A 22,728-nucleotide genomic window follows, 5' to 3' on the forward strand; every position below is an offset into this window, starting at 1 on the left:
CGCCGCGGCGCTATTCTGCGGGGACCAATCCGTTGACCGGCTCCAAGCCACGCATTTCCTTGAGTTCAACGCGGATATTGTAATCGCTCGCAGCTTTGATGAAATCCTGAATCGTCTCCATGATGTCCTGATCGATAAAGCCGGCGCGCGTGCCATCGATCACGAGATAACTGTTCCCCTCGACATTCTCGAGGTAGTTGCGCAGCTGCGCCTTATTGAGGAAGGACACATCCTTTTGCAGGCGCAGCAGGTAGTTCCGCCCGTCGCGCGTGAGCGTGAACGCGGAGTGATAATTTGCGCGCAACACGAAGAAGAGCCCCACGGCCATGCCGATCGCCATGCCCTTGAGAAGATCCGTCGAGAGAATGGCGCCGATCGTCACCGCGAATGGAGCAAATTGATTGAATCCCTTTTCATATTGCTGAACGAAGAGCTTCGGCTTCGCGAGCTTGTAGCCCGTCAGCAGCAGCACCGCCGCAAGACACGCGAGCGGAATCATATTGAGCACGCTCGCCAGGAACATCGCGCTGAGCAACAGCAGCACGCCGTGGACAAAGGACGCCACCTTGGTGTGTGCGCCGGCGTCTATGCTGGCGGAGCTGCGCACGATCACTGCGGTGATCGGCAATCCGCCCAACATGCCGCTCAGGAAATTGCCGACGCCCTGCGCTTTGAGCTCCTGATTGGTCGGCGCGATGCGCTTGAGCGGATCGAGCTTGTCGACGGCCTCTAAGCTCAGCAGAGTTTCAAGGCTGCCGACCAGCGCCAAAGTGGCGGCGGTTACGTAGATCTGGACATCGATCAGCCGGGTAAAGTCCGGAAAGTTGAACTCCCGCGCGAAATCTATCGGTCCAAAGATGGCGGGAAGATTGACGAGATGCTGTGGCGCGATCGCCAAAGAGGGAAACAGGGTCTGAGCCACGACGTTATAGGCGATGCCAAACAGCACCGCGACCAGCGGACCGGGGGCGATCGAAAAGTAGCGATGCTTCTTGATGTAGGGCGTATCCCAAAGGAGCATGATCGCGAGCGATACAAGGCTGACGATCACCGCTCCCGTCGAGAAGGACCGGAATGCGTCCCAGAGGAAGGAGAGACGCGTGTGGCTGTCGTCCTCGAGGAACGACAAGTCGGCTTCCGCGTCGGCGTCGTAGCCAACCGCGTGCGGCAGCTGCTTCATGATCAGGATCAGCCCGATCGCCGCGAGCATGCCCTTGATGACGGCCGACGGAAAAAACGCGCCGATGACGCCCGCCCGCAGAAAGCCCATCCCCACTTGCAGGAGGCCCGACAGCGCCACCGCAAGCAGCATGGCGTCGAAGCCGAGTTTTTCGACCGCGGTCGCGACAATGACGGTCAGGCCTGCGGCAGGACCCGAAACGCTCAACTGCGAACCGCTCACAAGAGACACGACAAGCCCGCCGATGATCCCGGCGATAACGCCGGAGAAGGGCGGAGCGCCGGACGCGACCGCAATGCCGAGGCACAGCGGCACCGCGACGAGAAACACCACGACCCCCGCCGGAATGTCATGATCGAGGTAGCGGACGTAGTAGTCGAGATGTCTCCTAAACACGCCTGAATTCTCCCTGTTGGCGGTTTATGCCGCGCGGCCGGTTAGAAATCCTCGCCGCCATGTTGCTGATAGATGACGTCGACCTCGCTGCCGGGCGGCAAGGTGATGAGCTGATGCAGGATGCCATCGTCGAGTCCGAACACCCAGCCGTGCAGCATTGGCTGCTGGTCCTCTTTCCAGGCGGTCTGAACAATCGAAAGTTGCGACAGACGCATCACCTGCTCGATCACATTGATTTCGACCAGTCGGTTGGCGCGTTCCGTCTGAGAGTTGAGCGCGTCGATCTCGTCTCGATGCATCCGATAGATGTCTTTGATATGCATCAGCCATTTATTGAGCAGCGCCAGATCGGGGCGCTGTCGGTCAAGGGCGGCGCGAACGCCGCCGCAATTATAGTGACCGCAGACGATGACGTGCTGAACTTTGAGCACCTGCACAGCATATTGAATGACGCTGAGACAGTTGAAGTCGGTGGCGATCACCTGATTGGCGATGTTGCGGTGCGCGAAAATGGCGCCCGGCAGCGCGTTGACGATGATGTCGGCGGGCACACGGCTGTCGGAGCAGCCGATCCACAAGAATTCGGGCTTCTGATTGGCCGCGAGACGGTCGAAATAGCCGGGATCGCGCTCCCGGACTTCCTCGGCCCAGGCTTTGTTCTCAAGCAACAGTTTTTCGAAGGATTTCATCACGCCCGTTTTCTTTCAGCTGCCGCCTCAAAAGCGGTCTGGCTGCGACAGCACTATGACAGCGACGGAAGCCGCTCGGACAGGAGCGCGAACTAGGGCGATTATCGTCGAAGTCGAGCGCCCTCGCTCAAGCAGGACGAGTCTACGGAGGTCTTGAGGTCACCACAAGTGTCCGCCGGCTTATCGGCGCATGGGGCCACGCTCATAAAACAGCCAAGGAAGCCGCTCGCTTCGGCCTACTTTTGCTGAGCCGCGCAGAGTTCCCGCCACACCTGCGGCAAGGCGGCGATGATATCGTCGGCGATCAGCCCAGGTCCAAAAATCTCGGCGGCGCGCGCATGCATCCAGGCGGCGCAGGACGCCGCGAGGAAGCCGTCCATGCGCTGCGCCAGCAGGCCGGCGATGACGCCGGTCAAGACGTCGCCTGAGCCCGCCGTGGCGAGCCAGGGCGTGGCATAAGCAAGAATCGAGGCGCGTCCGTCCGGCGCGGCGACGACCGTGTCCGCCCCCTTGAAGAGCACGACCGCGCCGCTGGCGCGCGCCGCCTCGCGCGCCTTGTCGAGTTTCGAGCGGCAGCCGCAATCGCTCTCGCAAGCGGCGAAGAGCCGTGCGAATTCGCCGGCGTGCGGCGTCATCACCACCGGACCGGGCGCAGCGCGCGTTGCGCGCCACAACCGCTCTGGATCGCCGGCGAAGCTCGAGAGCGCGTCCGCGTCGAGGACCGCGGCGCGGCGATAGGCCTGCGGCGCAAGCGCCGTTTCGACCTGTGCGCAGCTTTCCTCGCTGACGCCCAGCCCCGGACCGATGGCGACGGCGTTCTTTCGTTCATCGGAAAGAACCTTGGCGAGGCCTTTCGCGCCGTCGGCCGGCCGAACCATGACGGACGTGAGCGCGCTGGCGTTGACCGCGAGCGCGTCCGTTGGGCTGGCGAGCGTCACGAGCCCAGCGCCGGCGCGGAGCGCGGCGGCCGCCGAAAGCCGCGCGGCGCCTGTAAAGGAGGCGCCCCCCGAGACGACCAAGGCATGGCCGCGCGAATATTTGTGGCCCTCGACTTGCGGCAGGGGCAGCGCGTCGCGCCAGAGCTGCGGCATGTTGACGAAGGTCTCAACGCCGAGCGAATCGAGCGCGGAGGGTCGAATGCCGATATGCGTGCAGGTGAGCGCGCCGCAATGCAGACGGCCGGGCAGTAGCAGATGCCCGGTCTTCACGCGAAAAAAGGTGACCGTCGCGTCGGCCTCCACCGCCGCGCCGCGCACCGCGCCGGTCGTGCCGTCGACGCCGCTGGGAATATCGACGGCGACGACGTACTGGCCGCTTTCGCGACGCCAGCGGTTGAGGCGGCGGACGAGCGCGCTGGCGTTCGAATCGAGATCGCGCGCGAGGCCCGTGCCGAACAGGGCGTCGATCACGAGATCGATGCCCTCGAAGCTGCACTCGAGCGCGGACGTGACTGGACAAGGCCAAGCGGCGGCCGCTTGCGCCGCGTCGCCGCGCAATTGGTCGAGCGGCGTCAGGGAGGCGACGCGGACTTTATAGCGCAGCGCGCGCAGCAGCCGCGCCGCGACAAAGCCGTCGCCGCCATTGTTGCCCGGACCGCAGAGCACCAAGACCCGCCGCCCGCTGGTGCGTTGAAGAATTTGGCTGGTCGCCCGCGCGATCGCCGCGGCGGCGCTCTCCATCAGCGACATCGCCGGCACGCCGCTCTCGATCGTCAGGCGATCGGCGCGCGCCATTTGATCCGTCGTGAGGATTTCGAGCGGGAAAGCGGAGGGCATGGCGCGATGGTGACCGAAGGCCGCCGCCCGCGCAATGGGCGCCGCTCACAAGATGGACGCAACGCCCGTTGACGCGGCGCCGCATTCCGCCGCGCCTCGGTTTCCGGTATGTCATCGACATGCTGACCGCCGCGCTCATCGCCTTCGACTCTCCCGGCGCGCCGCTGCGCCGGGAGGCCGTGGCGCGCAGCCTCGGTTCGCTCGTCGAGTCGTGCGTTCAGGGACTGATCGCCGACGCTCTGATCCTCGCCGCGCCGGGACGAGGCCTGGCCGGGATCGCCGACGAAGCCGGCTGCGCGCTGATCGAAACGCCGCACGCCGCCGACGGCTTGGCGCAGGCGCTAAAAGCGGCGCGGCGCGACCATCTTCTCCTTTTGCTGGCCGGTTTCGCCGTGGAGCGCGACTTCGCCGAGGAAGCGCAGGATTTTTTCGCCTACGGCGACGCAAGCCGCGCCCGAACGCTTCGGCTGGCTCCGGATTCGTTGCTCACCCGTCTGGCGCCGGGTCTGGCGCGTCCGGTCGGGCTCATTGCGCCAAAGAGCGCGCTCTCATCCGCCGAAGGCGCGGATCTGGCGCGACTTGTGCGAAAGATGCGGGGCGCCGATCTGACGACCCGCGCCCGCCGCGTCTTGTAGCTTTCACTGATTGAACGTGTTGCAGGCGTCGATGCTGCCCGTGCGCAAGCCTTTCAGCAGCCATTGCGCGCGCTGCGCCGCCGAGCCATGGGTGAAGCTGTCCGGCACAACATAGCCGCGCGTGGCTTTTTGCTGGCGATCGTCGCCGATCGCCTGCGCCGAAGCGACCGCCTGCTCGATGTCGCCTTCTTCGAGAATGGGCTTCTGCTTATTGGCGTTGTTCGCCCAGACCCCGGCGAGGCAATCGGCCATCAGCTCCGCGCGCACCGAAAGCGCATTGGCCTCCGAACGGCTCCCGGCGAGTTGCTGCGCCCGCTGAATCTTCGGCAGAATGCCCAGCAAGTTCTGGACGTGATGGCCCATCTCATGAGAGATTACATAGGCATAGGCGAAATCACCGCCGCCGCCGAAGCGCCGCTGCATGTCGCGAAAGAAGGACGTGTCGAGATAGATGCGCTGGTCAAGCGGACAATAGAACGGCCCCATCGCCGACTGCGCCGGCCCGCACCGCGACTGGGTGTAGCCATTGAAGAGAACGAGCCGCGGCGGCTGGAAGCGCACGCCCTTTTGCTCGGGAAGCACTTGCGACCAGACCTGCTCGTTGGAGCCCACCACCTTTGCGACGAAGCGCCCCAGTTGATCGGTCGGCGCGCTCTGCCGCGGCGCCTCCTGGCGGGGCAGAGCCACTTCGCGCTCTTGGCGCATATTGTTGATCATCTGCGCCCCGCCGATGAGAATCGCAGGGTTGACGCCAAGCGCCCAGCCGATCAAGCCGAGAATCACCATCGTGCCAAGGCCGAGGCCCCCTGCGCCCATGCGGGGCCCGCCCCCCATCATCGGCCCGCCGCTGCGGCGATCCTCAATATTCTCGGACGACTGGAGATCTTCCCATTTCATGTGGCGCGCTCCGGACCCGCGCCCCGGGGGCGCTGCTCGATGAGCTATTTAAGCGAGCTTATCGGCTCTTGGTAGAGTTTATGCAGGCGACGGCGGCGCGCAGACGCCGACCGCAACCGTTTTGGCTCGCCCGACACATGCAAAGATCTCAACTTCAGCTCGTTCAGACAGCGGCAGCCTCACGATGAAGCCTCTTGAAAATAAAAGTCACGCTCAAACAATAGCGGGCTTTATTCATCACTATTTTATTTACATCGTAGGAGCTTCCTACTTTGCAGCCGCGCTTTGGCCAACGGCCGGACTGAAGATTCGCAGCGTAGAACTCGCTCCCCTCGATCTCTTCGCGGTGAAGCTGCATGTTTCGCCGCCGACGATCATGTTGGCGCTCCTGCTTTTCAATGCAGGACTCTCCGCCAAGACGGCCGACATCAAAAACCTGCTGGGCCGGCCGACTCTCTTGGCGTCAGGTTTGGCCGCCAATATTCTCGTGCCGCTCGCATTTATCGCCGCGATAAGCGGCACGCTGTTGTTTTGGCACAATCCCCAAGAGGTTCAACAGATCCTGGTTGGACTCGCGCTTATCGCCTCCATGCCGATTGCGGGCGCTTCGACGGCTTGGTCGCAAAATGCGAATGGCAATCTCGCGCTCAGCCTCTCACTCGTGCTGCTCACGACGCTGCTCAGTCCGATACTGACGCCGCTGGTTCTGCATGGAGTCGGCTATGTCACGATCGGGGACTATTCCGAAGACCTGCACGAACTCGCCTCCGGCGGCGCATTCGCCTTTCTCGGCGCATGGGTGATCCTGCCGACGGTCTTAGGACTCGCGGTCAACGGGATCGTGGGACAAGCCGGGGTCGGAGCGGCGAGCCCTTACCTGAAGATCGCCAATATGATCGTCCTGGCGCTGCTCAATTATTCGAACGCCGCATTGTCCTTGCCGAACGTCGTCGCCCACCCAGACTTGGATTTTTTGGCGGCGATTCTGGCGATCGTCGGCGGCCTATGCCTCGTGATGTTCGCGGCTGGCTACGGTCTCGCCCGGGCCTTGGACGCCACTCGGGCGGACACAGCTTCGATGATGTTCGGTCTGGGGATGAATAACAACGGCACGGCGCTGGTGCTTGCCTCAACGGCCCTTGCCGAGCATCCGCAAGTGATGCTGCCAGTCATCCTCTACAACCTTGTCCAGCATTTTGCGGCGTCGATCGTCGATCGCGCGGCGTCTCGATCGTGACGAGCGAAACCGTCGCGCGTGCTCACGACGCGTCCCATTCCTTCGGCCACTCTTCCCGCAGCCGGCCGCCAAGCCGCACCGGCGAGATCATCGTCGCCAGCCCGTCGGCGCCAATTTCGGCCGCCACGGCGCAGAAGGTGGCTTCGCCATTCGCGGGCTCATAGCGCGCGCCGGGCGTCTTGCGCAGGAAGCGGCGAAGCGGCTCCTCCTTGTCCATGCCGACGACGGAGTCGTAATCGCCCGTCATGCCCGCGTCGGTCTGATACCCGGTGCCTCCAGGCAGAATCTGCGCGTCAGCGGTCGGCGTATGCGTATGCGAGCCGACCACCACGGAGGCGCGGCCGTCGACGAAATGCGCCATCGCCATTTTCTCGCTCGACGCCTCGGCGTGCATGTCGATAAAGATGGCGTCGCATCCGACGCCAAGCGGGCAGGCGCCCAGCTCGCGCTCGATGGCGGCAAAAGGATCATCGAGCGCGTCCATGAAGACCCGGCCGATCGGATTGACGACGAGCACCTGCTGCCCGCGCGCGGCCGTATAGAGGCCGGCGCCGCTTCCCGGCGTTCCGGGCGGATAATTGACCGGGCGCAGCAGCCGCGGCTGGCGTTCGATGAAGACCAGCGCCTCGCGCTGATCAAAGGCGTGATTGCCGAGCGTGACGCAATCGACGCCAAGGCCGAGCATCTCATCGCAAATGGCTTCGGTGATGCCGAAGCCTCCGGCGGCGTTCTCGCCATTGGCGACGACGAAGTCGAGCGCCCATTTTTCGCGCAGCCGTGGGACAAAGCGCGACACAGCCGCGCGGCCCGAACGGCCCAGAACGTCGCCGATGAAGAGAAAGCGGAGCGGCGAGGATTTCGACATAGGCCGTCTTAGCCCGCGCGCGCCGCCAGAGCAAAGCGAATGGGAGGTTGCGCGACGACGCGGCGTTTCATAACTGGAGCCGGCTGATGTAACATCACATTCCATTGCGAGCCCCGCCAAAAATGCAAGACGCCGCCGAACGCCCCGCCGTCCTGACGCAAAAAGACGCGCCGGCGCGGCCTTACGTCGTTTTCGAAGACGGCCGCAACGACGGACAGGCGCTGCTGTTCGAGGAGCCGGAGGAGATCATCGTCGCGCGCGCGGCGAATGACGTCGCGGCGGCGTTCGAACGCATGGAGGCGGCGACAAGGCGCGGCCTCTATCTCGCCGGCTACGCCGGCTATGAGCTCGGCTATGCGCTGGAGCCCAAATTCGCCGCTCAAGCGACGCCCGACGCGCAGACGCCGCTGCTGCTCTTTGGCGCGTTTCGGGCGCCGCGGCCCTGGTCGCTGCCGCCCGCCGAGAGCGCGGCGCCGAACGTTCCGCTTTCCCCTGCCTGGACTCAGGACGAGTACACGCAACGATTCAACACCTGCCGAGACTATATTTTCGCCGGCGACGTTTATCAGATCAATCTCACCTTCCCGCTGTACGGACGCTATGACGGCGATGCGCTTTCGCTTTATCGCGGTCTGCGCAAGCGCCAGCCGGTCGCTTATGGCGGCGTCGTCGCGCTGGAAGCTGAAACCGTCGTGTCGCTGTCGCCGGAAGTGTTCTTCGAGGCGCAGGACCGCGACATTCGCGCCCGCCCGATGAAAGGCACCGCGCAGCGCGGCGTGATGCCCACCGAAGACATGGCGCGCGCGCAATATCTCGTCGAAGACGAAAAGTCGCGCGCCGAAAACCTGATGATCGTCGATCTTCTTCGAAACGATCTGTCGCGCCTCGCCGTCGTCGGCACGGTGAAAGTGACGGATCTTTTCACCATCCAGACCTATCCGACGCTGCATCAGATGACGTCAGGCATCGAGGCGCGGCTGCGCGACGACGTGACGCTGAAGGATCTGTTCACCGGGCTTTTCCCGTGCGGTTCGGTGACCGGCGCGCCCAAGATCCGGGCGATGGAGATCATCCGCGATCTCGAATGCGCCGCGCGCGGCGTCTATTGCGGGGCGCTCGGCGTCATCGCGCCTGATGGCGACATTCGTTTCAACGTCGCGATCCGCACGCTGACCATTTTTCCGGAAGGCGACCTCGTTTGCAATGTCGGCTCCGCCGTCGTCGCCGACTCCCGCGCGCGCGAAGAGTATGAGGAATGTCTGATCAAGGCGCGCTTTCTGACGGGCGCGAGAACGACTTCGGACTGATCGAAACGCTGCTGTGGACGCGCGACGAGGGCTTCGGCTTGGTGGCCGAACATCTCGCGCGGCTTGCGGCGTCGAGCGCTGCGCTCGGCTTCGCCGATGATGAGGCGCGAGTCCGCGATGCGCTGAACGCCGCTGTCGCGGTGACGTCGAACGGGCGCCTTCGCGTGCGGCTGGTCCTTGCGCGCGACGGAACGATCGAAACCAGCGTCACGCCGATCGAGCCGATTCCGCCCGATGCCGTCTGGCGCGTCGCCGTCGCAAAGCGGCGCTTTTCCTCCGCCGATCCCCTGTTGCGGCACAAGACGACACGGCGCGCGCTCTATGAAGACGCGCTCGGCGAGGCGGCGCAGCGCTACGGGGCCGATGAAGTTCTCTTTCAAAATGAGCGCGACGAGCTGTGCGAAGCGGCGCGCTGCAACCTCTTCGCGCCTGAAGGCGAAACTTTGCTGACCCCGCCGCTGTCCTGCGGACTGTTGCCGGGAACGCTGCGCGCGGCGCTCATCGCGCAAGGACGCGCCCGCGAGTCCATCTTGCGGCTCGAAGATATTTCGCGATCAGAGTTTTTTCTCGGCAATTCGGTGCGCGGGCTGGTTCGCGCGCGGCTCGTCGATTAACCGGCTAGCAGGAGAAAAAGCGGCTCCTCTCGCTCCCGTCGATGCCGACAGACTTTAGCTGCGGAAATCAGCAGAATACCTGCCAAGACGACCGGCGAAATAGCTTGACCATTTGGGAATGGCGGCGACGTCGCCCAGCGGCGCCGTCGTCGTCCTAGAAGCTACGACACTTAGCCTCGTCGCCTTATCGACAATTTATCGAAACACTGCGGCCGACTGCTTATCTCGGCGGGTTGGCCTCGTATGTTGACCATGAGCGTGTCGCCTCCCCACCAGAAAAAAGGCCGGGGCGCCGCCGATTCCGGCTTCAGTTAAAGATTGGCTTGCTGTGGGATCTAAGGTGTCGAACCGAGAGGCGTCGCGATCCAGATGACGTGCCGGGCCCCGCCACGTTGGCCGTTGGCGCGCACCTTGACTTCATCCACATGGAACCCGGCTTTGCGGAGGCGCGACGTGAAATTCCGATCCGGCCCCGATGACCAGACGGCCAACACCCCGTCACGGCGCAGCGCTTTGCGGGCCGCCCTCAATCCCTCGATATCGTAAAGTCCGTCATTGGCTTCGCGAGTCAGGCCCTCGGGGCCGTTATCGACATCGAGAAGGATGGCGTCATACGTCGAGCGGCCAGACCGGATCAGGCGTCCAACATCCGCTTCCTCGATGCTCACGCGCGAATCCGTCAGGCTGGCGCCGAAGACTTCCGCCATCGGACCGCGCGCCCAGGCCACGACCGCGGGAATGAGTTCGGCGACAACAATCCGCGCTTTCGCGCCGAGGACGTCAAGCGCGGCGCGCAGCGTGAAGCCCATCCCCAGCCCGCCGATCAGAACGCACGGCTGTGGCCGCGCCTGAATTCTCTCGCAAGAGAGCGTGGCGAGCGCCTCCTCCGAGCCACTGAGGCGACTGTTCATCAGTTCGATATTGCCCAACATGATGGAGAATTCTGCGCCGCGACGCTTGAGGCGGAGTTCACCCTCGCCGCCGGGTATCGGCGCCGTGTCGAGCAGGGTCCAGGGAATCACTGATAACCCTTCGTTTGGTCGGGAAGCGCTTCATGCGACGCCATGCGATGACCTCGACGCGCTAAATTCCGCAGTTCGCGCAGAGGCCGCAAAGTCTCCGCCGCGCTTTCAGGGTGCGGCCAATTGGTTTGTCGCGAGAGGCCGTTCGTTTTGCCGCGCTACACGTCTCACGTCTGTCCCGGCTTCAGGCGGTAGAAAATATGCCGGCCGATGACATCCATCTTTCTGAGCGCCCGCGCCCAGCGCGGATGGGCGTAATTAGCGTGGTAATGCGTCGAACGGCCGACGTCGGAGATGTAGGTTCGACCAACCATGACCTCCTTGGCGACGCGCACCGCCTGTTCCCAGGCGTCGCCTTCGGTGATGCGGAGCGACTTGCCCTCGCAGGCGAAGGAGAACTGGCAGCCGCGATAGCGATAGCGGTTCTGATAAACGACGCCGCAGACGCTTGCGGGATAAAGTCCGCTCTGGACGCGGTTGAGCACGACCTGCGCGACGGCCGCCTGCCCCGCCTCGGGCTCGCTGCGGGCCTCGAAATAGACGGCTTCCGCCAGGCAGCGGGCCTCGCGGCCAAGCTTTTCCGGATCGATCGAAGCGGCATAATCCGGACGTGACGCGCTCAACGCCGTGCCCGGCGACGACAGCGCCAGCGTCGCGCCGGGGAAAGACGACACTTCGATGGGCACGGCGTCCGGCAGCGCCGGCGTCGAGGAGCCCAGCGCGACGGCGCGCGGCGTCTGCGGGCTTGCCCCATGAAGGGCGCGTTCGGTCAGCGCCTCCCGCCCGAGGTCGCGGGGCGCGTCGGCCGCCGTCGGCGTCGAGATTGATGAGCTTTGCGCCGGCGAGGCGGCCGCCATCGACTTTTGCGTCGTCGCCGGCTCCGGGGCGGCGCCCGCGTCCGCCTCTTCGAGCGCTTCGTCGCCTGGGGTTTTGCCGCGCGGCGCAAGCGGCGTCTCTGTCGGCCGCGTCGACTTGCCCTCAAGGCCGAAGGAGAGCGGCGGCGACTCGCTCAGCCCCAAATTCGCCGGCTGCGGCCGGCGCGTCTCGAAACCGGGCCGCATGGCGACCACCGGATCGCCCTTGTGCCGCCGATCGACCTGAGGAAAGTGCTTCACCTCCGGCTTGAGATCGACATGCGGCTCGCGCTCGTCGGCAGCTGCGCCCTCCTCCTCCGGCGCGCCAACGCTAAGGCGCGCCTGCTGAATTTGGGCGCGGCTCGGGCCATAGAACCCGTAATCGCCGCTCGCCGCCTCGCTGAAGCCGAGCGTCATCGCCCCTGGCGCGCGCGCCGCAAGCGGAGAAACGCGCCAGTCGGCGACGGGGTCCTGCCCGGCGACCGCGGTGAAGGAGACCAGCATGCCGACGCCGAGCGCCCAAGGCGCCGTTACGCTGAAGACCCAGGGCGCAACCCCTCTGCGCACAAAACGCGTTCTCGACTGACGACGCATAGACTGATCCATGTGCGACGGCGCGTCTGGCAAGGCGCCGCGATTTGCGTCGCTCCGCCCCGGATGCGATCCTTCGCAAAACCTTATCGTTCATTAGCCTTGCGGAACCGTTGCCGGGGCGGCGCCGCGATCGTGCCAGAATGACGCAGCGTGCGACCATTCGCCGATCAGATGCAGCGCGACCTCGCGCCGGTGCGGCCGCCGGCGGTGCTCGAAAAGAAAGACGCCCTGCCAAGTTCCAAGCGCCAGCGCGCCGCCAATGAGAGGAATCGAGAGTTGCGTCTGGGTGAGCGCGGCGCGGATATGCGCCGGCATGTCGTCGGCGCCTTCCGTATCATGGGCGTAATCCGCGCCTTCGGGCGCGAGCCGCGCGAAGACGGCTTCGAGATCGCGCAGCACGGTGGGATCGGCGTTTTCCTGAATGAGCAGCGACGCGGAGGTGTGGCGGCAGAACGCCGTCGCCAGCCCCTGCGTCATGCGCGCGGCGCGCGTAAAGTCGCGGACCGCCTCGGTAAATTCGTAAAATCCGCGCCCGGATGTGTCGATCCGCAGGAGTCGGCTCGTTTGTCGCATGGAGCGAATGTGCGAAAGCGCATGGGAAAGTCCAGTCCCGCACGCTTTTTGATCGCTTGTCTTGGTTGCGCGCAAAGGTTAAGCGCGGCGTAAGGATGGAAGCTGCAATGTCCGAACTGATCGATACGCTCATGAGTTGGGCCGCGTCGGATACGGGAAAGACCGTCGGCGGGGTGGCGCTGACGGCGCTCGCCTGGGCGGAAGCGTCCACGGTCGTCGGCGCCGCTTACATGAAGCGGATGATCCCGTTGCGCATCACCGCGATGCTCGGCAATGTGCTCGGCGTGACCTTGGGGCTCATCATCGGCAGCCCGCCGACGATCGCCAAACATGCCATCAACCTGCCGCTCAATTTCACCCGCATGCGCGAAATGCGCAAGCTCATCGCCAGCGTGCGCGTAGCCAACGGCACCGACCTGAACATCGAATGGCTGAAGCCCTTCATGCATCCGCGCACCCTGCAACGCGGCGAAGCGGTCTTCATGAAGGGCGACGCAGCCGACGAGGCCTTCGTCGTCGTCGAAGGACAAGTCGAAATCGTCGAACGCGGCGCGCTTCTCTCGCCCGGCGCCATTTTCGGCGAGATGGCGCTATTTACGACCAACGGCAAACGCACCGCGACGGCGCGCTGCAAGAGCGACGTCAGTCTGCTCGTCATCACCTATGAGCAGTTCGAACAGCTCTATTTTCAAAACCCCGAGTTCGGCCTGTATCTCGTGCGGCTGATCGTGCGCCGTTTCGAGATGAATCACCGCAACGAAGAACTGGAGAGCGCGTGAGGCGCGGCGCCCGCGCGGCGTCTCTCCTGCGTCATGCCCGCGCGTGTCGCGGGGCGTCCACGCCGGGTGGTTCCGTAATGGCTGCAAGGCGCATGCAATGTTGACACGTGGATGGCCGGGACAAGCCCGGCCATGACGGCGAAACGGCGCCTCCGCTCGCGATCACGCCGTGCTCGACGCCTTTTCGCCGAGCGCCGCCTGCGCCGCCGCAAGCCGCGCGATCGGCACGCGGAACGGCGAACAGGACACATAGTCGAAGCCGATCTTGTCGAAGAAGGCGACGGAAACCGGATCGCCGCCATGCTCGCCGCAGACGCCGAGCGTAATCGTCGGGTTCGCGGCGCGGGCGCGTTTGCAGCCGAGTTCGACCAGCTCGCCGACGCCTTCCTGATCGATCGTCACGAAAGGGTCGGCCGGCAGCAGCCCCTTTTCAAGATAGGCGTTGAGGAAGGAGCCCGAATCGTCGCGCGAAATGCCGAGCGTCGTTTGCGTCAGGTCGTTGGTGCCGAAGGAGAAGAAATCCGCCGATGGCGCGATGTCGCCGGCGCGCAGCGCCGCGCGCGGCAATTCGATCATCGTGCCGACGTGGTAGTTCGGCCTGATCCCGGTCTCGCCCTCGACGAGCTTCGCCATTTCGGCGACGCGCGCCTTGACGAGATCGAGTTCCGCGCGTGTGAAAACGAGCGGCGCCATGATCTCGATGTCGACGGGTTCGCCCGTCGAAAGGCTGGCTTCGATCGCCGCCTCGAAAATCGCGCGCGCCTGCATGTCGACGATCTCGGGGAAGATGACGGCGAGCCGCACGCCGCGAAAGCCCAGCATCGGATTGAACTCGGAAAGCTGCGCGGCGCGGCGGCGCAGTTTCACCGGATCGGCGCCCATCGCCCGCGCCACGGCGGCGATCTCGGCGTCCGAATGCGGCAAAAACTCATGCAGCGGCGGATCGAGCAGACGGATCGTGACCGGCAGGCCCGACATGATCTCAAACAGCTGCTTGAAGTCCTCGCGCTGCATGGGCAGCAGTTTCGCCAGCGCGAGGCGGCGCCCTTCGGCGTCATCGGCGAGAATCATCTCGCGGACCGCGACGATGCGCTCGCCTTCGAAAAACATGTGCTCGGTGCGCGCGAGGCCGATGCCCTCGGCGCCGAAACGGCGGGCGGCGCGCGCATCTGACGGCGTTTCGGCATTGGCGCGAATCTTCAGCCGTCGCTTCTGGTCCGCCCAGGACATCAGCACGGCGAATTCGCCGGTGAGCTCCGGCCGCTGCATCTTCACTTCGCCGGCGATCACCTGCCCGGCGGAGCCGTCGATGGTGATGCGATCGCCTTTGCCGAAACGCTTGCCGGCGACGGTAAAGCTCTGGTCCTCGTAGTCGATGCGCAGCGCGCCGGCGCCGGTGACGCAGGGCTTGCCCATACCGCGCGCCACGACGGCGGCGTGCGAGGTCATGCCGCCGCGCGCGGTGAGAATGCCTTCCGCCCCATGCATGCCGGTGATGTCTTCAGGACTCGTCTCGATGCGCACGAGGATGATCTTGCGGCCGTTCGAGGCGAGCTTGGCGGCTTCTTCCGGATCGAAGACGATCTCGCCGACAGCCGCGCCGGGCGAGGCGGGCAGACCCGTGGCGAGAATATTGCGCTTCGCCGCGGGATCGATCGTGGGATGCAGCAATTGTTCGAGCGACTGGGGCTCGACGCGCGTGATCGCCTCATCCTTGCCGATGAGGCCTTCGCGGGCCATGTCGACGGCGAGCTTGAGCGCCGCGCGCGCGGTGCGTTTGCCGGCGCGCGTCTGCAGCATCCATAATTTGCCGCGCTCGACCGTAAACTCCATGTCCTGCATATCGCGGAAATGGCGTTCGAGCTTGTCGGCGTATCCCTTGAATTCGGCGAAGATCGCCGGCATCGCGGCTTCGAGCGAAATCTTCTCGAAGCCGGAGGCGTGGCTCGCCGACTGGGCGATCGGCTGCGGCGTGCGAATGCCGGCGACGACGTCTTCGCCCTGCGCATTGATCAGATATTCGCCGTAGAGTTCGCGCACGCCGGTCGAAGGGTTGCGCGTGAAGGCGACGCCGGTCGCCGATTGCGCCCCCATATTGCCAAACACCATCGCCTGAATACTGACCGCGGTGCCCCAGCTTTCGGGAATGTTGTGCAGGCCGCGATAGACGATGGCGCGATTATTCAACCAGGATGAAAACACCGCCTTGATCGCGCCCCACAATTGCTCGCGCGGATCTTGGGGAAAGCTCTTGCCGGCGGCCTGTTGGACGATCGCCTTGTATTGCGCGGCGACCTTGCGCCAATCGTCGGCCGTCAGCTGCGTATCGAGCGCGAAGCCCTTGCTCTCCTTGATTCTCTCCAGCGCGTCCTCGAACTGGTGATGTTCGACGCCGAGCACGACCGATGAATACATTTCGATGAAGCGTCGGTAGCAGTCCCAGGCGAAGCGTTCGTCGCCGGAGTTGCGCGCGAGCGCTTCCACCGTCTCGTCGTTGAGACCAAGATTGAGCACCGTATCCATCATCCCGGGCATTGAGGCGCGGGCGCCCGAACGCACGGAGACGAGCAGCGGCTGCTGCGAGTCGTCGAAGGCGTGCCCGGCGACGCGGCCGATATCGGCAAGCGCTTCGTCGACCTGCCCGGCGAGATCGGCGGGAAAGGTCTTGCCGTTGGCGTAAAAATAGGCGCAGACCTCGGTGGTGATGGTGAAGCCGGGCGGCACGGGCAGTCCGAGCGCCGCCATTTCAGCCAGATTGGCCCCTTTGCCGCCCAAAAGCTCTTTCATCGACGCCGATCCTTCGGACCGACCGGCGCTGAAACTATACACCCACTTGGTCATACCTATTTCGTCCGGAAAGAGAGGCGGGCGCGGGACGCGCCGCGCCTTGGCGGTCTTGGGCGCTTCCTGCCGCGCCTGGGCGGCCGACGACGCCCCGCCTGCGCGGATCATCAAGCGCGCCGGAAGTTACGCTCAAATGACGCGCGTCCACAAGTTGGCGCATGACTCCTCAGGCGCTATTTTGGCCAGCGAGCGAAGAAATCCAGCCGAGGTCCGCGATGATGAAAAGCGAACAGGATGACGCGCCGCGTCCGGCGGCTTTCGAGATCGGTCAGCCGCTCGATCTTCTGTCCGTCGCCGAACTCGACGAGCGCATCGAGCGACTGCGGCTAGAGATCGCCCGGCTCGAGGCCGCCCGCGCGGCGAAACAGGCGGCGAGCGCGGCGGCGGAAGCGTTCTTCAAGAAATGAACAGCGGTTACAGAGCGACGTATGCGCCTGCGCCAGCGCGCTGCTCGCGATGCTCGAACATCCTGCCGCCGCTGATGAAAGGCCCTATCCCGTCGCAGCGATCCCTCTCAAATTTTGCCGCTGGGGCCGGGTAATTTGCCGTAGCGGGGGAAAGCCTCCACGTCCCACTTTCCTCCTCCACACGCCGAAAGGGTTGCCAGCAAAAAGAGTGCGAATCCTATGCGAAGGCGTTTCATGTATATCACTTCATGTATGGGTGATTGATTCTTGCTTAACTCAGAACGGCTTGCTCCACTTTACGGCGCATCCCGCACACGTCGTAACAGCAAGAGTAATTACAACGGCTTTGACTAACCACAAATAATACCTATCCATCGGAAAGCCCAAAGTTGAGAAACGCAAATTCAAAGTGCCGAAGCGGAGCTTTACTGTCAAGAAAATTGAGCGCATCGCACTGACGGCGCTCGGATAGAATGTCCGTAGCATTCTCCATCGTGCGCTTGACAAATTCCGCGCGCCCGTGTGCTTGTCCGCGCGAAACGCTGGGTTTCGCGCGCCGGCGCCTTACCGCCTCCAGAGAGATAAAATGCATCGCTACCGTTCGCATAATTGTGGAGAACCAAACGAGGCGCTCGTCGGCCAGAAAATCCGGCTCTCCGGCTGGTGCCATCGCATCCGCGATCATGGCGGCGTGCTGTTTATCGACCTGCGCGATCACTACGGGTTGACGCAATGCGTCGTCGATCCCGATTCGCCCGCCTTCGCGCAGGCGGAGAAACTGCGCTCCGAATGGGTGGTGCGGCTCGACGGCGAGGTGAAGAAGCGTCCCGCCGGCACCGAAAACCCCGACATGCCGACAGGACAGGTCGAGGTTTACGTCACCGAGATCGAGGTGTTGGGCGCCGCCGCCGAATTGCCGGTGCCGGTCTTCGGCGACCAGCCCTATCCGGAAGACACGCGGCTCAAATATCGCTTCATCGATCTGCGGCGCGAGAAGCTGCACCAGAACATCATGCTGCGCGGCCGCATCGTCGACTCGATCCGCATGCGCATGAAGCAGGCGGGCTTCTTTGAATTCCAGACGCCGATCCTGACCGCTTCCTCGCCCGAGGGCGCGCGCGACTTTCTGGTGCCCTCGCGCCTGCATCCGGGGAAATTCTACGCGCTGCCGCAGGCGCCCCAGCAGTTCAAGCAGCTGATCATGGTCGCGGGCTTCGATCGCTATTTCCAGATCGCGCCCTGCTTTCGCGACGAGGACGCGCGCGCCGACCGCTCGCCGGGAGAGTTCTACCAGCTCGACGTCGAAATGAGCTTCGTGACGCAGGAAGACGTGTTCGGCGCGATCGAGCCGGTGCTGCGCGGCTTGTTCGAGGAATTCGCCAAAGGCAAGGCGGTCACGCAGAAATTCCCGCGCATTTCCTTCCGCGAGTCGATGCTCAAATATGGCACCGACAAGCCGGATCTGCGCAATCCGCTGCTCATCGCCGACGTGTCGGAGGAATTCGCCCGCGAAGACGTGAGCTTCAAGGCGTTCAAAGGCAAGACCGTGCGCGCCATCCCCGCGCCGGGCGCAGCCGCGCAGCCGCGCAGCTTCTTCGACAAATTGAACGACTGGGCGCGCAGCGAAGGCGCGCCGGGCCTCGGTTATGTGATCTTTGAGGAAGAAAGCGGCGCGCTCGCCGGCAAAGGCCCGATCGCGAAATTCATTCCCGCGGAGGCGCAGGCCGCGATCGCCGCCAAGGCGGGCGTCAAGGCGGGCGACGCGGTGTTCTTCTCCGCCGGAGAAGAGACCGCCGCCGCACGGCTCGCGGGCATGGCGCGCGTGCGCATCGGCGACGAACTCGGTCTATCGAAGAAAGACGTCTTCGAATTCTGCTGGATCGTCGACTTCCCGATGTACGAGTGGAACGAGGACGAGAAGAAGGTCGACTTCTCGCACAATCCCTTCTCGATGCCGCAAGGGGGCATGGAGGCGCTGGAAAATCAGGACCCGCTCACGATCCTCGCCTACCAATATGACATCGTCTGCAACGGCGTGGAATTATCGTCCGGCGCGATCCGAAACCATCGTCCCGACGTCATGAAGAAGGCGTTCGAGATCGCTGGCTATGGCGAAGATGTGCTGATCGAGAAATTTGGCGGCATGTATCGCGCCTTCCAATATGGCGCGCCGCCGCATGGCGGCATCGCGCCCGGCGTCGACCGCATCGTCATGCTGCTCGCGGAAGAGGAAAACCTGCGCGAAGTGACGCTGTTCCCGATGAATCAGCGCGCCGAGGATTTGCTGATGGGCGCGCCGTCGGAAGCGACGATGAAGCATCTGCGCGAACTGCACATCCGGCTGAATCTGCCGGAGACCAAGGCGTAAGCGCACGCACCATTACTTATTGCATGGCTGGCCGCCGCTTGCCTGCGTCGGCAAGCGGCGGCCAGCCGCGCGGCGGCCCCGATCTCAGTAGCGATCCACGCCACGCCTGTTGTCGCGCCACGAGTCGCGCCTGTCGTAGCGGCCACTGCCATAATATCCGTTGCGGCCTGCCCTACCTTCGAATTCCTTGTTCGTCAGTTTGAAGTTCTGATCGAACGTGAGATCGTAGCGCTTGCCGTTTTGACATTTCGCGTTGTCGACTTCGAATTTTCCGTCGTCAAATTCCATCTTGCCGCCGGAGCACTGCGCGTCCTTCATCGCTGAACGGATGCTGGATTTCTCTTCGCGGGTGAGCCGACGGTCGGCCTGGGCCGGCGTCGCCGCCATGCCGACGAGCCCGAGAAGCGCGATGCACGTCACGAGAGTACGCATGTTCGAACCCTTTCTCTTGCAGCCGGAACCAGGCCACGGCTGCGCCATGCCGCTCAAAGGCGAGCGAGCGATCTGCGGCCATATGAGGCCCCAGCAGCGATGGGAAAGGGGGTCGCGCAGGTTTTCGGCGCTCCGCTTGCCTCTCCTGGCTTGCTCCCCTATAAGCGCCGCGGCGCTTGCGTTTCCGACACCCCTGGAGGCGAAGCAGCGCCTTTTCTTTTGACATGAAGGACACCGATATGGCCGAGACCAAGAAGCTCGCGGCCACGGTGCGCAGCGGGACAGGCAAGGGGGCCGCCCGCAGCGTTCGCCGTGAGGGTCGCATACCAGCAGTGCTCTATGGCGGCGGCGAAGCGCCGCAGCCGCTCTCGCTCGAGAAAAAGAGCCTCTCCCAGCTGATCTTCGCTGGGCATTTTCTCACGACGATCTTCGAACTCGACGTCGACGGCAAGAAGGAGCGCGCCATCCCGCGCGACTATCAGCTTGACGTCATCAAAGACACGCCGATGCACGTGGATTTCCTGCGCCTGAAGCCGGGTTCGCGGCTGCGCGTGCAAGTGCCGGTGCATTTCATCAACCAGGAAGCGGCGCCTGGCATCAAGCGCGGCGGCGCGCTCAACATCGTCTATCACACGGTGGAGATGTGGGTGCCGGCGGACAATATTCCGGAGGCCATCACCGCCGACCTGACGGGCTTGGACTTCAATGATTCGCTGCATATTTCGGCGATTCCGCTGCCGGAGGGCTGCAAGCCCACGAATCCCGACAAGAATTTCACCGTCGCGAGCCTAACGCCGCCGGCGGGCGGCGGCGCCGAGGAGGCTCCAGCCGCGGCGGCTGCGCCTGCGGCCGCTCCCGCCAAGGATGAAAAGAAGAAGTAAGCGCTGCGAAGCTTACCGTGATAATGGCCGGGTTCGCCCGGCCATTTTTATGTCAGAGGCTCACATGCTGCTCCTTGTCGGACTGGGCAATCCCGGACGCGCCTACGCCAAGAACCGGCACAATATCGGCTTTATGGCGCTCGAAGCGATCGCCAAGCGACACGGCTTTCCACAAGCGCGGGCGCGCTTCCGGGGCCTCGTCAGCGAAGGGGCGATCGGCGGCGAAAAGGTCATGCTCCTGCAGCCGCAGACCTTTATGAACGAGAGCGGCCGTTCGGTCGGCGAAGCCGCGCGTTTTCACAAGATCGGCGTCGATGAGATCGTGGTTCTTCACGACGAACTCGATCTCGCGCCGGCCAAATGCCGGATCAAGACAGGCGGCGGCGTCGCAGGCCACAACGGGCTGCGCTCGATCACCGCGCATATCGGCAACGACTATAAACGGCTGCGGCTCGGCATCGGCCACCCTGGCGATAAGGCGCTGGTCCATGCTTATGTGCTCAGCGATTTCGCCAAAAGCGAGGAGCCCTGGGTGGCGGCGCTCTGCGACGCGATCGCCGAAAACGCCGGACTGCTCGTCACGGGCGACGACGCCGGACTGCAGAATCGGCTGCACCTCGCCATGGACGCGAAGGGCTTTGGCGCTGTGAAGCGGATCGGCGCGCAATAGGTCCGTGCTCCGTCCCCTCGGCAAAAGCGCTGAAGACAAAGACGGTGGGGGACTTTCACAAAATCCCGCAAGCGCCTATATTCAGTCTGCCGTCGCTTGCGTCGGCTATGGCGATAAACGGACACCGTAATAAACCATTCGGACCCGGGGGCGGTACCCGGCGCCTCCACCAAAGCCCGTCCGGGCGGCGGGTTTTGGCGGGGGCGAAATAGGATTGACGAGGGTGTAAAGGGTGATTTTTTGCTCGGCATGATACCGCCGTTATCGGGTCAAACTTATAGTTGCCAACGACAACTATGCTCCGGTGGCCGTCGCCGCGTAATGCGGCGCCCAAACTGGGAATTAAGCCCTAGGGGTTAGCACTTCTAGGCGGGGTCAGGAGGCGCCTGGCAACAGAAGCCTCCACTTCATTTTCTCGCGCCGCGCCGCCGTGATGCAAGCGCGGCAGGCATGGCGGTCGGAAGCGGGAGCCGGTCGACCATACAGATGGCAGTCTGGCGCGACGCAATGGCTAAAGACATTATTCGCTACGATCTTCTCGTTCAGGACGCCATGCGCGGCGTCATGCGCAAAGTGCTGGGCGACGTCGCCGAGAGCGGCTATCTGCCCGGCGACCATCACTTCACCATCAGCTTCCGCACCGATGCGCCGGGCGTCACGATTTCGCGCCGCCTCGCCGAGCAATGGCCGAGCGAGCTGACCATCATCCTGCAGCATCAATGGTCGGATCTGGAAGTCGACGAAGAAGGTTTCGGCGTCACCCTGTCGTTCCGCTCGGTCGCCGAGCATCTCTATGTGCCCTTCTCGGCCGTCACCGGCTTTTTCGATCCTGCCGTCGAGTTCGGCCTGCGCTTTGAGAGCGCCGAAGACGGGCTTGAGGAAGGCGAAGAGGAGGACGCGCCTTCGGCCGGACCAAGCCTTGTCGTGAAAACGCCGGAGCCGGTAAGGGAATTCAAGCCGGCCAAGGTCGAGCCCGCCAAAGCAGAGCCGAACAAGACGCCGAGCGCCGATAAGCCAAGAAAACTTAAGCCGGTCGAAGCGAAGGAAGACGGCGACGAGAAGGTCGTCTCGATCGACGCCTTCCGCAAAAAACCCTGATGGGCGAGGTCGTCAATTTGCGGCGCGCGCGCAAACAGCGCGACCGCCACGCCAAGGAAGACGCCGCGCAAGCGAAGCGCGCAGCCTTCGGGCGCGCCAAATCCGAGCGGGAGTTGACCGCCGCGCAGGCGCAGCTGGAAAGCGCCAGGCTAGAGGCGCATAGGCGCGAGCGGGAAGAAGCGGACGATCAGGCGTGAGCGAGGCGCAGGCGCAAGACGCCAGTTCCCGCCTCGTCGTCAAGCATTCCGTCGTCATCGCCGGCCATCGCACCAGCGTCTCTCTCGAAGATGCCTTCTGGCGTGCGCTGAAAGACATCGCGGCGCAAGACGGCGTGTCGCTCGCGGGGCTCATCGCCCGCGTCGACGCCGGGCGCGGCGAAGCGAACCTGTCCTCGGCGCTCAGGGTGTTTGTGCTGGAGCGGGCGCTGGAAGTACACCCTCCCCTCGAGGGGGAGGGTCGGACTGCAAAGCAGGCCGGGGTGGGGTGAACTGCCGCCACACATATGTTTCTCACCCCCTCCCGCTCGCCTGCGGCGAGCAACCTCCCCCTCAAGGGGGAGGCGAAAGCGCCGCAAGCGTGATTCGCCTTCCGTTCTCCTATATGATTGAAGA

21 protein-coding genes, 1 other RNA gene and 1 pseudogene are annotated in these 22,728 nt (G+C 64.0%); 13 read left to right on the plus strand and 10 right to left on the minus strand.

The genetic code is table 11. The features are described 5' to 3' along the window. Positions 1-10: 10 nt before the first annotated feature. The 3 genes from IYY11_RS12260 to IYY11_RS12270 all read right to left on the minus strand — a co-directional run bounded on the left by IYY11_RS12260 (position 11) and on the right by IYY11_RS12270 (position 4,040). Positions 11-1,576 (minus strand): SulP family inorganic anion transporter, encoded by a 1,566-nt coding sequence (locus IYY11_RS12260; protein WP_196404116.1) that lies wholly within the window; start codon positions 1,574-1,576, stop codon positions 11-13. Positions 1,577-1,617: 41 nt separating this feature from the next. Continuing rightward, complete coding sequence (locus IYY11_RS12265; RefSeq protein ID WP_196404223.1) at positions 1,618-2,265, minus strand: carbonic anhydrase; 648 nt, start codon at positions 2,263-2,265, stop codon at positions 1,618-1,620. A gap of 236 nt (positions 2,266-2,501) precedes the next feature. Next, positions 2,502-4,040 (minus strand): NAD(P)H-hydrate dehydratase, encoded by a 1,539-nt coding sequence (locus tag IYY11_RS12270; protein WP_196404117.1) that lies wholly within the window; start codon positions 4,038-4,040, stop codon positions 2,502-2,504. A 68-nt stretch (positions 4,041-4,108) separates the two neighbouring features. Between IYY11_RS12270 and IYY11_RS12275 the strand changes: the two genes are divergently transcribed. After that, positions 4,109-4,675, plus strand: a complete 567-nt coding sequence (locus IYY11_RS12275) for a transposase (protein ID WP_246719906.1) — start codon at positions 4,109-4,111, stop codon at positions 4,673-4,675. Positions 4,676-4,678: 3 nt separating this feature from the next. On the opposite strand, the gene IYY11_RS12280 is transcribed toward IYY11_RS12275, so the two are convergent. Next, positions 4,679-5,572: a neutral zinc metallopeptidase gene (locus tag IYY11_RS12280; RefSeq protein WP_196404118.1), complete on the minus strand. Its 894-nt coding sequence runs from the start codon at positions 5,570-5,572 to the stop codon at positions 4,679-4,681. Between the two features lie 184 nt (positions 5,573-5,756). Between IYY11_RS12280 and IYY11_RS12285 the strand changes: the two genes are divergently transcribed. Continuing rightward, positions 5,757-6,809 (plus strand): bile acid:sodium symporter family protein, encoded by a 1,053-nt coding sequence (locus IYY11_RS12285; protein ID WP_246719908.1) that lies wholly within the window; start codon positions 5,757-5,759, stop codon positions 6,807-6,809. Positions 6,810-6,831: 22 nt separating this feature from the next. Here the strand turns inward: IYY11_RS12285 and IYY11_RS12290 are convergent, their stop codons facing one another. Continuing rightward, entirely contained in the window at positions 6,832-7,674 is an 843-nt protein-coding gene (locus IYY11_RS12290) for a TIGR00282 family metallophosphoesterase (RefSeq protein ID WP_196404119.1), read from the minus strand. Positions 7,675-7,796: 122 nt separating this feature from the next. On the opposite strand from IYY11_RS12290, the gene IYY11_RS12295 reads away from it, so the two are divergent. Both IYY11_RS12295 and IYY11_RS12300 read left to right on the plus strand, forming a co-directional pair. Continuing rightward, positions 7,797-8,981, plus strand: coding sequence for an aminodeoxychorismate synthase component I (locus tag IYY11_RS12295; RefSeq protein ID WP_196404120.1), 1,185 nt, complete (start codon positions 7,797-7,799; stop codon positions 8,979-8,981). After that, complete coding sequence (locus tag IYY11_RS12300) at positions 8,930-9,595, plus strand: aminotransferase class IV (RefSeq protein WP_196404121.1); 666 nt, start codon at positions 8,930-8,932, stop codon at positions 9,593-9,595. Before IYY11_RS12295 ends, IYY11_RS12300 begins: the two co-directional genes overlap by 52 nt. Positions 9,596-9,930: 335 nt before the next feature. Here IYY11_RS12300 and IYY11_RS12305 read toward each other — a convergent pair whose 3' ends face one another. The 3 genes and pseudogenes from IYY11_RS12305 to IYY11_RS12315 all read right to left on the minus strand — a co-directional run. Beyond that, entirely contained in the window at positions 9,931-10,617 is a 687-nt protein-coding gene (locus tag IYY11_RS12305) for a spermidine synthase (RefSeq protein WP_196404122.1), read from the minus strand. Positions 10,618-10,784: 167 nt separating this feature from the next. After that, positions 10,785-12,065, minus strand: a complete 1,281-nt coding sequence (locus IYY11_RS12310; RefSeq protein ID WP_246719910.1) for a cell wall hydrolase — start codon at positions 12,063-12,065, stop codon at positions 10,785-10,787. A 159-nt stretch (positions 12,066-12,224) separates the two neighbouring features. Beyond that, positions 12,225-12,638, minus strand: a pseudogene (locus IYY11_RS12315) (secondary thiamine-phosphate synthase enzyme YjbQ); the annotation flags it as partial. Between the two features lie 107 nt (positions 12,639-12,745). Here IYY11_RS12315 and IYY11_RS12320 point away from each other — a divergent pair. Then, positions 12,746-13,417 carry a Crp/Fnr family transcriptional regulator gene (locus IYY11_RS12320; protein WP_196404124.1) on the plus strand — a complete coding sequence of 224 codons (672 nt, stop codon included), beginning with the start codon at positions 12,746-12,748 and terminating at the stop codon, positions 13,415-13,417. A 162-nt stretch (positions 13,418-13,579) separates the two neighbouring features. Here the strand turns inward: IYY11_RS12320 and ppdK are convergent, their stop codons facing one another. Continuing rightward, positions 13,580-16,258 (minus strand): pyruvate, phosphate dikinase, encoded by a 2,679-nt coding sequence (gene ppdK, locus IYY11_RS12325; RefSeq protein ID WP_196404226.1) that lies wholly within the window; start codon positions 16,256-16,258, stop codon positions 13,580-13,582. Positions 16,259-16,476: 218 nt separating this feature from the next. On the opposite strand from ppdK, the gene IYY11_RS12330 reads away from it, so the two are divergent. After that, positions 16,477-16,668: a DUF1192 family protein gene (locus IYY11_RS12330; RefSeq protein WP_409455249.1), complete on the plus strand. Its 192-nt coding sequence runs from the start codon at positions 16,477-16,479 to the stop codon at positions 16,666-16,668. 586 nt (positions 16,669-17,254) lie between these two features. Further along, complete coding sequence (gene aspS / locus IYY11_RS12335; RefSeq protein ID WP_196404125.1) at positions 17,255-19,036, plus strand: aspartate--tRNA ligase; 1,782 nt, start codon at positions 17,255-17,257, stop codon at positions 19,034-19,036. A gap of 84 nt (positions 19,037-19,120) precedes the next feature. On the opposite strand, the gene IYY11_RS12340 is transcribed toward aspS, so the two are convergent. After that, positions 19,121-19,468 (minus strand): PepSY domain-containing protein, encoded by a 348-nt coding sequence (locus IYY11_RS12340; protein ID WP_196404126.1) that lies wholly within the window; start codon positions 19,466-19,468, stop codon positions 19,121-19,123. 239 nt (positions 19,469-19,707) lie between these two features. On the opposite strand from IYY11_RS12340, the gene IYY11_RS12345 reads away from it, so the two are divergent. The 6 genes from IYY11_RS12345 to IYY11_RS12370 all read left to right on the plus strand — a co-directional run bounded on the left by IYY11_RS12345 (position 19,708) and on the right by IYY11_RS12370 (position 22,604). Continuing rightward, a complete protein-coding gene (locus IYY11_RS12345) occupies positions 19,708-20,349 on the plus strand; it encodes a 50S ribosomal protein L25/general stress protein Ctc (protein ID WP_196404127.1) in 642 nt (213 codons plus the stop codon). A 64-nt stretch (positions 20,350-20,413) separates the two neighbouring features. Further along, on the plus strand, positions 20,414-21,019 hold the full coding sequence (pth, locus tag IYY11_RS12350; protein WP_196404128.1) for an aminoacyl-tRNA hydrolase: 606 nt from the start codon (positions 20,414-20,416) through the stop codon (positions 21,017-21,019). Positions 21,020-21,068: 49 nt separating this feature from the next. Beyond that, positions 21,069-21,426, plus strand: a transfer-messenger RNA (tmRNA) gene (ssrA, locus tag IYY11_RS12355). A 100-nt stretch (positions 21,427-21,526) separates the two neighbouring features. After that, positions 21,527-22,117, plus strand: coding sequence for an SspB family protein (locus tag IYY11_RS12360; RefSeq protein ID WP_196404129.1), 591 nt, complete (start codon positions 21,527-21,529; stop codon positions 22,115-22,117). After that, positions 22,117-22,314, plus strand: coding sequence for a DUF4169 family protein (locus IYY11_RS12365; protein WP_196404130.1), 198 nt, complete (start codon positions 22,117-22,119; stop codon positions 22,312-22,314). Before IYY11_RS12360 ends, IYY11_RS12365 begins: the two co-directional genes overlap by 1 nt. Next, positions 22,311-22,604, plus strand: coding sequence for a ribbon-helix-helix domain-containing protein (locus IYY11_RS12370; RefSeq protein ID WP_196404131.1), 294 nt, complete (start codon positions 22,311-22,313; stop codon positions 22,602-22,604). Before IYY11_RS12365 ends, IYY11_RS12370 begins: the two co-directional genes overlap by 4 nt. Positions 22,605-22,728: the final 124 nt, after the last annotated feature.

The organism is Methylocystis sp. H62, from assembly GCF_015709515.1.
Classification (GTDB): domain Bacteria; phylum Pseudomonadota; class Alphaproteobacteria; order Rhizobiales; family Beijerinckiaceae; genus Methylocystis.